Origin of the sequence: Pseudomonas sp. WS 5532, assembly GCF_012985445.1 — a bacterium.
Taxonomy (GTDB): Bacteria; Pseudomonadota; Gammaproteobacteria; order Pseudomonadales; family Pseudomonadaceae; genus Aquipseudomonas; species Aquipseudomonas edaphica.
On sequence record NZ_JAAQWK010000033.1, the window covers coordinates 34,451 to 48,795 of the forward strand.

Below are 14,345 nucleotides of genomic sequence, written 5' to 3' on the forward strand. Positions count from 1 at the left end.
CTATGCATGGCCTTCCTTGTGGCGAGCGAGCTTGCTCGCGCCGGGCTGCGAAGCGGCCCCAAGGTCGGCAGTCGAGTATTGTCTGAAAGAATGCGGTGGTTTTTATTGGGGCTGCTGCGCAGCCCAGCGCGAGCAAGCTCGCTCGCCACTGTGAGTGGGGCGCTGCACGAAATAGCTCGGGTCGCTGCGCTGCTTCCAGATCGTCGGTAGGATTTCCTTGTACGCCTCAAGAATATTCGCGTATGGCGGCGGGCAGTCGCTGCGGATCTCTTCGTGCAGTTGCGCCAACGCGTGGTACGGCACCATCGGGTACATGTGGTGTTCGAGGTGGTAGTTCATGTCCATGTAGATAAAGCGCAGCACGCGATTCATGTAGATGGTGCGGCAGTTGCTGCGGTGGTCCAGCACATCTTCCGCCAGGCCCACATGCTGGGTGAGGCCGAACAGGTAGCCGAGCCAGGCGCCATACAGGCTCGGCAGGCCGACCAGCATCAATGGCAGCCAGCTGTGCAGGTACAACGCGGTGCCGATCACCAGCGCATAAATACCGACCCAGATCCGCGCTGCACGGAACACCTTGGGCCATTCGGACTCGGGGATAAAGTCCTGTTCCTGGGCGCTCATCTTGCCGATCGCATGGCGCGCCACGCCGCTGAAGGTTTTCCAGGCCAGCGGCAGGTTGAACAGGCTCAGGCCCATCATCAACAGGCTCGGCGGGCGCGGCTCGACGATCTCCGGGTCACGCCCGACCACGATCGTGTCGGTGTGGTGCCGCGCATGGCTCCAGCGCCATACATGCGGCTCGAAAATGCACATGAAACTCGCCACCTGGTACAGCCCAACATTCATCCAGCGGGTCTTGAAAGCGGTGCCGTGGCCGGTCTCATGCCAACGCGGGTTGGACGCGGTGCCGTAGAGCACGCCGTAAGCCATAAAGAATGGCACGCAGGCCCACGAGCCCCAGAACCAGTAGCCGCCAAACCCCGTGACCAGCAGCGCCGACACCCACAGGGCCGTATCGAGCAACGCCGGGCCGTCGCGGCGCTGCATCAGTTCTTTCATGCGTTTACGCGAGATCGGCGATTGATACCAACTGGCCGAGACCAGGCCCTTTTCTGCGGCGCGGGCAGCTTCAGGTCCGGTGAGGCTGTAGTCGCGCCGGGCACGGTGAGGCGTGTGTTCAGGCATTGTTATTGTTCTCCGCAAGCGGTGGGTAACTGGTGCTTTGCGAACCAACCATAGAGCGCGGATAAATCCGCCTCAAGGCCTTGAATCCATTCCCTATCAAGCTATCATCCAGGCCCAGCGAGGCTTGATAGTTTTCTATCAAGACGCTTGAGAGGCCTGTCATGAATAATAATAAACGCCCGACCATCGCCACCGTTGCCGCCCAGGCGGGCTTGAGTGTGGCCACCGTCGACCGCGTACTCAACGCCCGAGCGCCGGTGAATCCGCAGACCGCCGAACAGGTGTTCCAGGCCGCCGAAGCCGTGGGTTATTTTGCTGCACGGCTGATAGGCCAACGCATTCGTGAGCGGCGCCCCACCTACCGTTTCGGCATCCTGCTGCTGGGCACCACCCAAGCGTTTTACGCCAACCTGGCGCAGTCGATCAGCACGGCCGCGCAGCAGCACGCTACAGCCAACCTGACCTGCCAGTTCGACTACATTCTCGACCGCACGCCCAGTGCCATCGCTACGCAAATCGAGCAACTGGCGGTGCAATGCGACGCGCTCGCCGTCGTCAGCTTCGCCCACCCGTTGATCAACGCCACACTGGCGCAGGTTCGCGAAGCCGGCGTGCCGGTGGTTGCGCTGCTCTCGGATATCCAGGAACAAGCCTTGGAGCCGTATGTGGGCCAGGATAACCACGTGGTCGGGCGCACCATGGGCTGGCTGCTGGCGCGCACCTGCGGCGCACGCAAAGGCAGCGTCGGCATCCTGTTGGGCGGCCATCGTTTTCTCGGCCACCAGGCGCGGGTTGAAGGCTTGCACAGTTACCTGGCCGAGCATGCGCCGGGGCTCAAGCCGCTGGAACCGCTGATCAACCTGGACAACAGCGACATCACTGAAGAAGCCACCCTCGACCTGCTCACCCGCCACACCGACCTGCGCGGCCTGTGCGTGGTGGGCGGCGGCGGCGACGGCGTGATCAATGCCCTGGCGCAGCTGCCCAAACGGCCGGCGCTGTGCTGCATTTTGCAGGAGTCCACCGCGTTGTCGCGTGAGGCGCTGAGCCGGGGTTTGATTGATGTGGTGATGGACTCGCAGCCTCGGCAGACGGCGACCGCGCTGATCGAATTACTGGTGGAGTTGCAGGCCGCCGAGGCCTTCGATCCACTGCGGCACAGAGTGCATATCCCACCGCAGATCGTGACCTCGGAGAACCTGTCCAACTGATACACAACGATCAAAAACTGGCCCACCGCAATCGCAGGCAAGCCAGCTCCCACAGTTTGATCGAGTTTCAGTCCAAAATCGGTGTATTTCAACCGCCTCGGCCAGCGCAACGTGTGGGTGCAGTTCGAGCAGCGCTACAAATAGTTTGGAAGAATATGGAGGTCTAAATGTGGGAGCGGGCTTGCCCGCGATAGCGGTGGGTCAGTTGCAAATTTATCGACTGACACTCCGTCATCGCAGGCAAGCCAGCTCCCACAATTTGACAGCGTTTCAGTCCAGATCGGTGGCGTCGTGCCGCTCAGCCAGTTGCTCCGCAGGCTCGCCGGACACCCGATTCACCCGCCGCCCACGCTGTACCGCCGGACGTGCTTCAATCGCCTCGGCCCAGCGCAGCACGTGCTTGTACTCGTGCACCGACAAAAACTCCGCTGACGCGCCGTACAAACGGCCTTTGACCAAGCCGCCATACCACGGCCAGATCGCAATATCGGCAATGGTGTACTCATCGCCGGCAATGTACTCACTCACCGCCAGGCGCTGGTCGAGCACGTCCAGTTGACGCTTGGTTTCCATGGCGAAGCGATTGATCGGGTATTCCATCTTGCTCGGCGCATAGGCGTAAAAATGCCCGAAGCCGCCGCCCAGGTACGGCGCGCTGCCCATCTGCCAGAACAGCCACGACAAACACTCAGCCCGCGCAGCAGGCTCGGTGGGGAAGAACGCGCCGAATTTCTCGGCCAGGTATTGCAGGATCGCACCCGACTCGAATACGCGAATCGGCGTGTCACCACTGTGGTCCATCAACGCCGGGATCTTGGAGTTGGGGTTGACTGCCACAAAGCCGCTGCCGAACTGGTCGCCATCGCCGATCTTGATCAGCCACGCGTCATATTCCGCGCCGCTGTGCCCCAGGGCCAGCAGCTCTTCGAGCAGGATGGTGACCTTCTGCCCATTCGGCGTGGCCAGGGAATACAGCTGCAACGGGTGTTTGCCGACCGGCAACTCTTTCTCATGGGTCGCACCGGCAATGGGCCGGTTGATGCTGGCGAAAGTGCCGCCACTTTCGGTGTCCCAGGTCCACACCTTCGGGGGTAGGTAGTCGGTCATGCTCACTTCTCCTTGATTTGAGTACTGTTCGATGCAGCCAGTTGGGCCACGTTCCATCCGCCGCCCAGCGCCTTGATCAGGCCCACATTAGCGCTTAATTGCTGGGTTTGCAGTTGCAGCACACTGCGCTTGGCTTCCAGCGCAGCCACTTGGGCGGTGACCACATCCAGATAAGCCACGGCGCCCTGGCGATAACGCGAGGTCGACAGGTCTTCGGCGTATTGTGCGGCAGCGGCAGCGTCACGCTGGTCATCCAGGGCGCTGCCCAGGCCCGTAATCTGCAACAGGTTGTCTTCCACTTGCTCGAAAGCACCCAGCACTACGCCACGGTATTTGGCCGCGGCTTCGTCAGTGGCGGCCTTGGCAATATCCACCTGGGCCTGGCGCGCGCCGCCATCAAAGATTGTGCCGACCAGCGACGGGCCGATGGCCCAGAACAGGTTGGGTGCGCTGAGCAAACGCGCAAACTCATCACTCTGATAACCGCCCTGGGCGCTCAAGGTGATCTGCGGGAACCACGCGGCCTTGGCCACTCCGATCCGCGCATTGGCCGACGCGATGCGACGCTCGGCAGCGGCAATATCCGGGCGGCGTTGCAGCAGGCTCGACGGCACGCCCGTGGGCACGTTGGGCAAGGCAATCGGCGCCACATTCACGGCGACGGTATAGGTTGAGGCGGACTCCCCCAGCATCGCCGCAATCGAATGCTCCAACACCGCCCGTTGCACCAGGCTCTGGTTCAATTGCGACTTGACCGTCGACAGCTGCGTGCGCGCCCGCGCCACGTCCAGCCCGGACACGATCCCGCCGCCGTGCAAGCCTTCGGTCAGGCTAAGGGCTTTGGTGTAGGCGTCGCGGGTCTGTTCCAGCAGTTGGTTCTGCCAGTCGATACCGCGCAGGCGGATGTAACTGTCAGCCAATTGCGCTTGCAGGCTCAGGCGTACCGACGCCAGGTCGGCCCTGGCCGCCTCCGAGTCACTGATGCCGGCCGCAACCGTGTCGCGCACGCGGCCCCACAGGTCGACTTCATAATCCACCTCCAGGCCCAATGTCGCGGAGTTATAGACGTCCGGCGAGGTGGCCGAGCGCAGCGGTTTGGTGTCCGACTGGCGAATACGCTGGCCGCTGCCGATGGCCGAGAGCTTGGGGAACAGCCCCGAACGGTCCTGGGCCAGGAACCCCTGGGATTGCTGGTAATGCGCGAATGCCGCGCTCAGGTCCGGGTTGTTTTTCAGCAACTGCTGCTGCATCGCATCCAGCTGCGGGTCGTTGTAGATACGCCACCAGCCGTCTCGGTTGGCCTGGTCGTCGGGCGCGCCGACGGTCCATGGGCCTTGGGTGTGAAACTGCGCGGCGACAGGTGTTTGCGGCACTTCAAGCGGCGGCGCCAACGAGCAGGCTCCCAGGCTCAAGGTGGCGAGCAGGCCCAGCAAGTTGCGCTTAGCCATGGGGTTTGGCCTCGACGGAAGCAGCAGCCAATTGCACCGAATCATCATCGGCCAGGCCATCCGGCGGCGTATCGATCACGCGGTCAGCCGCTTGCAGGCCGCTGGCGATCTCCACGCTGTCGCCAAAGTCACGGGCGATGGTGACGGTCTTGAAGTGCACATGGTCCTGGCTGTCGAGGGTGGCGACGCGCATACCCTTGTCATCGAACACCAGGGCACTGGACGGTACGCGCAGCACGTCGGCCTGAACCGGCAAATCAAACTGCACGCTGGTGTAGCCACCGGGCAGCAGGCGGCCGCCGGGGTTGTCCACCAGCAGTTGCACCAAGGTGCTGCCGGACGCGGCGTTGACCGCATCGGCGGTGGCGATCACCTTGCCGGTGAAGGTTTCGCCGCGATACTCCGGCACGCTCAGGCGCGCCGTGGTGCCTTCGCGAATCTGTGGCGAGAAGGTCTGCGGCACCTGCACATACACGCGCAGGCGGCTGACATCGGCCACCGCAAACAGCTCTTTGCCGGCGGTGCCCCCGGCGCTGATCAACGCGCCCACGTCGGTACTGCGCGCGGTGACCACACCGGCAAACGGCGCGACCAGATGCTGGAAGCCCTTGGTCGCCACCAACTGTTCGACATTAGCTTTGGCCGCCGTCACTTTGGCCTGCTTGGCGGTCAGGTCGCCGGTGCGCTCGTCGACGTCCTGGCGCGACACCGAGTCGGTCGCGAGCATCGCTTGCCAGCGCTTAGCGGTGGTGTCGGCCAGGTGTTCATCGGCCTGGGCCGAGGCCAAAGTGGCGCGGGCTTGCAGCAGTTGCTGGTCGAGTTCCGGGGTGTCGATTTCGGCCAATACCTGGCCGGCTTTGACGCGCGTGCCGATGTCGACATTCCAGGATTTCAGGTAGCCATTGACCCGGGCAAAGATCGACGCGCGCGAATAAGCCTCCATGCGCCCCGGCAAGTTGAGTACCCGGCCTTGCGCTTGCACCACCGGCTTGACCAGGTTGACGCTGGGCAGTGCCTGCGCGTCGGTCCAGGTCTTGAGGTCACGGGACTCACTGGCACGCACGCTCAGGCCGACACCGACGATGACCACCACCGTCACCCCGCCCACGATCAGCCACAGCAGGCCACGGGACGGCTTTTTTTCAGCAATAGAAACGGACATGTCAAACCCCTTGGGAAACGGTAGTCGCCAGCGTGGCGTGTTGTCGACGCCCGTGGACCAGACTGAAAATCAATGGCACCAGAATCAACGTGGCGATGGTGGCAAACGCCAGCCCGCCGATCACCGCACGGCCGAGCGGCGCGTTCTGCTCGCCGCCCTCGCCCAGGCCCAAAGCCATGGGCGCCATGCCGATAATCATCGAGATGGCGGTCATCAACACCGGCCGCAGCCGCGTGAAACCGGCTTCCAGCGCGGCCTGCACGGCATCGCCATGCACAGCCAGGCGCTCACGGCAGAAGCTCACCACCAGGATGGCGTTGGCGGTGGCCACGCCCATACACATGATCGCCCCCGTCAAGGCGGGCACCGATAGCGGCGTATGGGTGACAAACAGCATCCACACAATGCCCGCCAGTGCCGCCGGCAACGCGGTGATGATCACAAACGGGTCGGCCCAGGACTGGAAGTTGACCACGATCAGCAGGTAGATCAGCACCACCGCGCCCAACAGGCCGAACAGCAAGCCACTGAAGGCCGCGTTCATGGTCTGCACCTGGCCCTGCAAAATCACCTTGGAGCCGGTCGGCACTTCACCGGCGTGGGCCGCGATGATTTTCTGGATATCGGCGGCGACGCCACCCAAATCGCGGTCCTGAATCGCCGTCAGCACCTCAACCACCGGCTGGATATCCGACTGGCTGAACACCGAACTGCTGTGGCTGCGCTGGATATTCGCCAGGCCGCCCAAGGTCTGGTCGGTGGCCGCGCCATTGCTGCCGCTCAGCGGCAAGTTGTGCAGTGCGGCCAGGCTTTCCAGGTTGTATTGCGGGGTTTGCATCACGATCGGGTAGGAAATGCCGTTGGCCGGGTTCAACCAGAACGTCGGCGCCACCTGGCTGGAGCCGGCAAGGTTGACCACAAGGCTGTTGGTCACATCACGCTCGGTGAGGCCGACCAACTGCGCACGGGTGCGGTCCACGTCGATATTGAACGTCGGCAATTGCCGCGACTGCTGGATGCGCGCATCCACCACCCCCGGCACCCGGCGAATATCACGCAGCAACGCGCTGGCATAGGTGAAGTTGCCCGCCAGGTTATTGCCGGTGATTTGCAGATCGATCGGTGCCGAAGACCCGAAGTTGAGGATCTGCCCGACAATGTCCGAGGCCGGGAACGAGAACACCGCGCTCGGGAATTCCCGTGGCAGGGTTTCGCGCAATTGGCGCATGTACTCGGCCGTCGGGCGATGGCCCTCGTTCAGGCTGATCTGGATATCGGCGTCCTGGGAACCCACGGTGCCGGTGTTGTTGTACACCACGTTGATACCGCTGATGGACAGGCCGATGTTGTCGACCAAGGCTTTGAGCTCCTGGGCCGGGACTTTGCGCCGAATCGCGTTTTCGATGTCGGCGATCAGGTGCGCATTACTCTCCACCCGTGTGCCCACCGGAGCGCGGACGTGCAACAGGATCAGCCCGGAATCGACCTCGGGGAAGAAGTTGCGGCCCAGGAACGGCACCAGTGCAAACGACACGGCGACAAACGCCAGCAGGCCAATCACCACCGCGCGACGATGGTGCAAGGCGCTGTGCAACACGCTGTGGTAACGCTCGCGAAAGGCTTCAAAACGCTTCTCGAAACCGCGCTGGAACTTCACCAGCGGGTTGCGCGACGGTGCGTGCCCGTCGTCGCCGTGTAGATGCGGCTTGAGCAGGTAGTTGGCCAATGTCGGCACCAGGGTCCGCGACAGCAGGAACGAGGCGATCATGGCAAAGATCACCGCTTCGGCCATCGGCACGAACAGGAAGCGCGCCACACCATCAAGGAAGAACATCGGCACAAACACGATGCAGATACACAGCAGCGAGACAAACGCCGGCGTCACGATCTGCGCCGCCCCGTCGAGGATCGCCGTCTGCACCGGTTTGCCCTGCTCCAGGTGCCAGTTGATGTTCTCGATGGTTACCGTGGCATCGTCCACCAGGATGCCCACGGCCAGCGCCAGGCCGCCGAGGGTCATGATATTCAGGGTTTCGCCCAGCGCCGAAAGCGTGGCAATCGAGGCCAGGATCGCCAATGGAATCGAGGTGGCAATGATCACCGTCGAACGCCAACTGCCGAGGAACAGCAAAATCATCAGGCTGGTCAGCGCCGCCGCGATCAAGCCTTCACGGGCCACGCCGCTGATGGCCGAACGCACGAACAGCGACTGGTCGCCGATCAAATCGATATTCAAGTTGGGCGGCAACGCAGCCTTGTTGTCGGCAAGCTTTTCCTTGATCCCGGCGATCACGCCCAAGGTCGACGCCGAACCGGTCTTGAGCACCGGCAGCAGCACCGAGCGGTTGCCGTTCACATGCACGATGTTGGTTTGCGGCGGGTTGCCGTCGCGCACGGTGGCCACGTCACGGATCAGCACGGTGGTGCCGTCGGCGGTCTTGATCGGCAGGTTTTCCAGGTCATGGAAGTCCGACGGTGAGTTGTTCAGTTGCAGGTTGAATTCGTAGCTGCCGATCTTCTGGGTGCCTACCGGGGTGATCAGGTTCTGCGTGGCCAGGGCAGTGGCGACGTCCTGTGCCGACAGGCCACGGGCTTGCATGCGCGCCGAATCGAGGTCGATCTGCACTTGCCGGCTCTTGCCGCCAAACGGGTATGGCAGTGCTGCGCCGGGCACGCTGGTGAGCATCAGGCGCACCTGGTTCAGGCCGATATCACCCAGGCGCTGTTCGCTCAGCCCCGGCCCAGAGAGTGCAAGCTGCACAATCGGCACGGTGGAGGCGCTGTAGTTGAGCACCAGCGGCGGCACGGTGCTGGGCGGCAATTGCCGCAGGATCGCCTGGGACACCGACGTCACCTGGGCGTTGGCGGTACTGATGTTGACGCCGGGCTGGAAGAAGATCTTCACAATCCCGTAGCCGTTCATCGACTGCGCTTCGATATGGCGAATGTCGTTCACGGTGGTGGTCAGCACCCGCTCGAACGGCGAGGTGATGCGCCCGGCCATCTGGTCCGGCGGCAAACCGGTGTACTGCCAGATCACCGCAATCACCGGAATGCGGATTTCCGGGAAGATGTCCGTCGGCGTGCGCCAGGCCGCCAGCGGTCCGACAATCAGGATGAAAATGGCCAATACCAAAAAGGTATAGGGGCGCAGCAAGGCGATGCGCACGAGGTTGAGCATAGGAGGTGATCCAGACAGGAGATTGGTCGGTCAAGCAGGCTTCGCCATGCCGTTTTCCCGCCTCGCCCCATGCACTTCCTGGGGATTTTGTAACGACATCCAGGTCACAAAGAGGCATATGCCACGATATCGAACTTAGTGGCATACGCAACTAATTTGTTTCAAGCTGTCTCAGTCTTCATCTGGAACGTCAGTTCGGTCCGAAAGGCCTTGTCCTGACAGGTCGCGCAGGCATAATCAGCCGCGTCGTGTTTTGTATCAGAGAGTATCTGCCCTTGAAATCTGCCCCGCCTTGCTCCGAGAGCCCCAGCGCCTGCGTCAACGGTGCCGTGCGCCGCACCTCGCGCCGCCTGGGCCAGATCTATGACGAAGCGTTCGCGCCCTGCGGGCTCAAAGCCACGCAATACGCGCTGCTCAACCGCATCGCCAAGGCCGGCACGCCGAAAATGGGCGAGCTGGCACAAACCCTGGTGATGGATTTGTCCGCGCTCGGCCACACGCTCAAACCGCTGGTACGTGACGGCCTGGTGGAGCTGCGCGTGGACGAACTCGACCGGCGTACCCGGCGCGTGCTGCTGACCGAACAAGGCAAGCGCACCCACTTGGCGGCCAAGCGTATTTCCACGCAAATGGCCGAACGCTTCGATCAGGCATTCGGCCGTGAAGCGGCGGCGCAACTGCGCCAGACCCTGGACTTTATCGCCTCCGACGAATTTGCCCGCACCTTGTTGGCCAAGGACGCCTAAGCGACCCACCGTGACAGTGAAAATGCACCACTGGCGCGCAGCTTTACCCAATGGTTGCTGATGCATTTGCAGGTAGACCCGACATGAGCGACAGACTCGAAGACATCCTCACCGAGCACTTGAACGTGGTGTTCTGCGGCATCAACCCCGGCAAAGGCTCCGCCGCCTTGGGCCTGCACTTCGCCAACCGCAGCAACCGCTTCTGGCGCACGTTGCACCTGGCCGGCTTCACGCCCCATGAAATTCACCCCGAAGAGGGGCGCACCTTGCTCGACTACCACTGCGGCCTGACCACACTGGTGGAGCGTCCGACGGCGAGTGCGGGGGAATTGGCGCGGCATGAATTCAACGACGCGGCGGTTGCGTTTGAGCAAAAAATCCGCCGCTTGCAGCCACGCTTCGTGGCCTTTCTGGGCAAGGTCGGTTATAGCGCCGTGTCCGGCCAACGCGAGGTTGCCTGGGGGTTGCAGCCGCTGTTGTTGGGCGGCGCAGCGGTATGGGTGTTGCCCAACCCCAGCGGGCGCAATTTGGCGTTCAACCTGGAGCAGTTAGTGGATGCCTATCAGCAACTGCGAAAGGCCATTGCGCAGGACAATCATGTGCCCTTAATCTCCTGATCCCATCACCTGAAAGCAACGGAGGCTTCATGAAACTGATAGGCATGCTGGACTCGCCTTACGTACGCCGCGTGGCAATTTCCCTGGACCTGTACGGCGTGGCGTTTGAACATCAGTCGGTGTCGGTGTTCAGCACCTTCGAGCAGTTCCACGCGATCAACCCGGTGGTCAAGGCGCCGACCCTGGTGCTGGACGACGGCACCTTGCTGATGGACTCCAGCCTGATCCTGGATTATTTCGAAGCCCAGGCCCCCACCGACAAGAAGCTGCTGGCACAAGCGCCGGGCGCCCGCGCCCACGAACTGCACCTGCTCGGGCTGGCCCTGGCGGCCTGCGAGAAAACAGTGCAGATCGTCTATGAGGACAATCTGCGCCCGGCAGAAAAACGCCATGAACCGTGGATAGACCGCGTGACCGGTCAACTGTTGGCCGCCTATTCGCTGCTGGAAAAGCACCTTGCCCAAACCACCGACGCGCCACTGACCCAGGCGGCGCTGACCGCGGCAGTCGCGTGGTCGTTCACCCAACTCAAACTGCCGTCGGTGCTCGACCCCAAGGCATTCCCTAACCTGCAACGTCACGCCGACCAACTGGAACAGCACCCGGCGTTCAAGCGCTACCCCATCGAGTAGCAGGCCTAGACCCAGCCGCCATCCACAATAAAGTTCTGCGCCGAACACATCGCCGAGGCATCGGAGGCGAGAAACAACGCCATATTGGCGATGTGTTCCGGCAGTACGCTGCCGGGCAGGCACTGGCTGCGGCTGATCAGCTCCTTGGCCGCATCATCGACCCACATTGCCAATTGTTTTTCGGTCATGACCCAACCGGGCACCAGGGTATTCACGCGAATATGGTTCGGCCCCAGCTCACGTGCCAGGGCGCGGGTCATGCCATGGGCCGCCGCCTTGCTGGCGGCGTACACCGGGTAGCCAGCAGACGCCATCATCCACCCCACCGAGCCCAGGTTGATGATCGCCCCGCCACCAGCGCGTTTCATCATCGGCACCACGGCCTTGGCAGCAAAGAACGCGTGCTTGAGGTTGACCGCGATCAGCCTGTCGAACATCGCCGAATCGACTTCTTCCAGGGTGTGACGCACATCGTTGGCCGCGTTATTGACCAGTACGGTGATCGGCCCCAACGAGTGCTCAAAGCGTTCGATCGCCGCTTTATAGGCGATTTCATCGGTGATGTCGCAACACACGAACTCAACCTTGTAGCCCTGGGAATGCAGCAGCGCGGCCAGCCGCTCACCCTGGCTTTGCGCCCGGTCCACAAAACCCACCCTGGCGCCCTGCGCGGCGAACGCGCGCACCAGGAATTCGCCGATGCCTGAGGCACCACCGGAAACCAGAACGGTCTTACCCTCAAGGTCGGGGTAAACAGCCTGCTGAGTGGTCATATAAAGGTTGCCTCACTTAATTAGTCTTATTTTATTTTGCAAATAGGCCGTAAAAGGCTATAAATCTGCTGCTGCAACGACAAAATATCGCACATTAGTAGAACTATTCCACTGAAAACAACAAAAGGAAGTTCGACCATGAAGCACCCTCGTCACCTGCTTTCCGGCCTCGCCTTGTCCCTGCTGATTGCCAGCGGCGGCGCCCAGGCTGCGGGCCTCACCAGCGAACACAAACCCTTCGGTAAAACCAATGACGGCACCGCCGTCGAACAGTACATCTTGCGCAACAGCCACGGCATGCAAGCCACGGTGATCACCTACGGCGGCGTGTTGCAGTCACTGCACGTGCCGGATAAAAACGGCAAGGTCGATGACGTGGTACTGGGTTTTGATGACGTGCAGGGCTATCAGAGCGGCACGGCCTTTTTTGGCGCGACCATCGGGCGCTTCGGCAACCGCCTGGCGGGCGGTGCGTTTGAGCTTGATGGCAAGCGCTATCAGGTGCCGCTCAACGACGGGCCAAATTCGCTGCACGGCGGCGCCCAGGGGTTTGACAAGCACGTTTGGCAAGCCGAACCCGTCAAGGGCAAGGACTCGGTCGGCGTCAAGCTCAGCTACCTGTCCAAGGACGGTGAAATGGGCTTCCCTGGCAACCTTAAAACCGAGGTCACCTACAGCCTCAACGATAACAACGAACTGCATATCGACTACAAAGCCAGCACCGACAAACCCACCGTGCTCAACCTCACCAACCACAGCTATTTCAACCTGGCGGGCGCGGGCAATGGCGACATTCTCAAGCAGGTCGCGACCTTGCATGCCAGCCATTACACACCGGTGAATGCCACCCTGATTCCGACCGGCGAGCTGGCACCGGTCAAGGGCACGCCGATGGACTTTCTCAAACCCACGCCGATCGGCCAGCACATCAAGGACGAGCATCCGCAGCTTAAATTTGCCGAGCCGAAACAAGGCGGGTTTGACTTCAACTGGGCGCTCGACACCCAGGGCGATATCAAGCAACTCGCCGCCGAAGTACACGACCCTGCGTCTGGCCGGCGTTTGAAGCTCTACACCAGCGAGCCTGGGGTGCAGTTCTACACCAGCAACTTCCTCGATGGCACGGTGAAGGGCAAAGCGGGCAAGACGTATCAGCACTGGAGTGCTTTTACCCTCGAAACCCAGCATTTTCCTGATGCGCCGAATCAGCCCAAGTTTGCTTCGACTCGGTTGAATCCTGGGCAGACTTATAGCCAGAACACTGTGCTCAAGTTTTCTGCCGACTGAGTGTTGGTGCAACCGGGGTGTGGACGCCGCCGTTTTCCTTGTGACCGGGGGGATACCGGGGCGGTTTTAGGTCTGGGGTTGACTCAGGATTGCTGAGTACATATCCGTTATTTAGGTAACGGCCGCCTATGGTTCCGCTCTTACAGCGGGTCACTTTTGCAAGGACGCAAAAGTAACCAAAAAGTCCTCGCCCCAACACTCGGTGCCTCGCTGTGGCTCGGCATGCCCGCAATCCGACAGTGATTTGGGGGGCCGCCGCGATGGGCCATCCTTGGCCCAGCGCGGCTAAACCGGCATCCCTGCCGGTTTACCCCCCAAATCCCTGTCGAATTGCGGCCATCGTGTTTAACGGGGCGATTTCAGATCAAGATCAAAAGCGCAGATCAAAAGACCGCTGACTTCGTCATCGAAAAGGATGTAAGAGCCGGAGCAACAGCAACAGCAACAGCAACAGCAGAGCCATACTCGGTCAACTGTGGGAGCTGGCTTGCCTGCGATAGCATCAACTCGGTGTGCCTGATGTACAAAGGTGTCTGCATCGCAGGCAAGCCAGCTCCCACAGAAAAGCAGATCTTCGGTGTATGCAAATCCGCTTTTCGCTTTTGATCTAACCACTCAGGTCGGCTTTCAGGCCGCCGTGCTGTAGATCTTGATCTTGCTTTTGATCTGAGGCGCCCCGTTAACCACGATGGCCGAACGCAGGCTTGAATCCGTGGGTAACCCGGCAGGACGCCGGGTTAGCCGCGCTGGGCCAAGGATGGCCCATCGCGGCGGCCCACGGATTCAAGCCGGAGTGAGGGCACACCGAGCCTAAGCGAGGTGCCGAGTGGTGGGGCGAGGACCTTTTGGTTACTTTTGCGTCCTTGTGTACGGACCGGACACATGGTTGACGGGTGTGCGGGGACATGGTGGACACTTCTCGGCGAAGCCAGCTTCGCCGGGAGGCCATCATGCCCTGGAACACGAGAGACGCCATGAGCCTAAAACAAGAGT

The 14,345-nt window shown here is 61.7% G+C and carries 11 protein-coding genes; 5 read left to right on the forward strand and 6 right to left on the reverse strand.

What is annotated here, in order from left to right:
• Positions 1-102: 102 nt before the first annotated feature.
• Positions 103-1,188: a fatty acid desaturase family protein gene (locus tag HBO23_RS31850; protein WP_170040806.1), complete on the reverse strand. Its 1,086-nt coding sequence runs from the start codon at positions 1,186-1,188 to the stop codon at positions 103-105.
• A 161-nt stretch (positions 1,189-1,349) separates the two neighbouring features.
• Here HBO23_RS31850 and HBO23_RS31855 point away from each other — a divergent pair, with 161 nt between their 5' ends.
• Positions 1,350-2,399 carry a LacI family DNA-binding transcriptional regulator gene (locus HBO23_RS31855; protein ID WP_170040807.1) on the forward strand — a complete coding sequence of 350 codons (1,050 nt, stop codon included), beginning with the start codon at positions 1,350-1,352 and terminating at the stop codon, positions 2,397-2,399.
• 270 nt (positions 2,400-2,669) lie between these two features.
• Here the strand turns inward: HBO23_RS31855 and yghU are convergent, their stop codons facing one another.
• The 4 genes from yghU to HBO23_RS31875 are packed head-to-tail and all read right to left on the reverse strand — an operon-like array spanning position 2,670 to position 9,297.
• On the reverse strand, positions 2,670-3,506 hold the full coding sequence (yghU, locus tag HBO23_RS31860) for a glutathione-dependent disulfide-bond oxidoreductase (protein ID WP_170040808.1): 837 nt from the start codon (positions 3,504-3,506) through the stop codon (positions 2,670-2,672).
• Between the two features lie 2 nt (positions 3,507-3,508).
• A complete protein-coding gene (locus HBO23_RS31865) occupies positions 3,509-4,954 on the reverse strand; it encodes an efflux transporter outer membrane subunit (RefSeq protein WP_170040809.1) in 1,446 nt (481 codons plus the stop codon).
• Entirely contained in the window at positions 4,947-6,116 is a 1,170-nt protein-coding gene (locus HBO23_RS31870) for an efflux RND transporter periplasmic adaptor subunit (RefSeq protein WP_170040810.1), read from the reverse strand. The genes HBO23_RS31865 and HBO23_RS31870 overlap by 8 nt, the downstream gene beginning before the upstream one ends.
• Before the next feature lies 1 nt (position 6,117).
• Positions 6,118-9,297, reverse strand: coding sequence for an efflux RND transporter permease subunit (locus HBO23_RS31875; protein WP_170040811.1), 3,180 nt, complete (start codon positions 9,295-9,297; stop codon positions 6,118-6,120).
• A gap of 275 nt (positions 9,298-9,572) precedes the next feature.
• Here HBO23_RS31875 and HBO23_RS31880 point away from each other — a divergent pair, with 275 nt between their 5' ends.
• The 3 genes from HBO23_RS31880 (at position 9,573) to HBO23_RS31890 (ending at position 11,292) form a co-directional block, all read left to right on the forward strand.
• On the forward strand, positions 9,573-10,043 hold the full coding sequence (locus HBO23_RS31880; RefSeq protein ID WP_186354821.1) for a MarR family transcriptional regulator: 471 nt from the start codon (positions 9,573-9,575) through the stop codon (positions 10,041-10,043).
• 83 nt (positions 10,044-10,126) lie between these two features.
• Entirely contained in the window at positions 10,127-10,660 is a 534-nt protein-coding gene (gene mug, locus HBO23_RS31885; RefSeq protein WP_170040812.1) for a G/U mismatch-specific DNA glycosylase, read from the forward strand.
• 29 nt (positions 10,661-10,689) lie between these two features.
• A complete protein-coding gene (locus tag HBO23_RS31890; protein WP_017134568.1) occupies positions 10,690-11,292 on the forward strand; it encodes a glutathione S-transferase family protein in 603 nt (200 codons plus the stop codon).
• A gap of 5 nt (positions 11,293-11,297) precedes the next feature.
• On the opposite strand, the gene HBO23_RS31895 is transcribed toward HBO23_RS31890, so the two are convergent.
• Complete coding sequence (locus HBO23_RS31895; RefSeq protein ID WP_099549152.1) at positions 11,298-12,065, reverse strand: SDR family oxidoreductase; 768 nt, start codon at positions 12,063-12,065, stop codon at positions 11,298-11,300.
• Between the two features lie 138 nt (positions 12,066-12,203).
• On the opposite strand from HBO23_RS31895, the gene HBO23_RS31900 reads away from it, so the two are divergent.
• Positions 12,204-13,352 carry an aldose epimerase family protein gene (locus tag HBO23_RS31900; protein ID WP_017134566.1) on the forward strand — a complete coding sequence of 383 codons (1,149 nt, stop codon included), beginning with the start codon at positions 12,204-12,206 and terminating at the stop codon, positions 13,350-13,352.
• Positions 13,353-14,345: the final 993 nt, after the last annotated feature.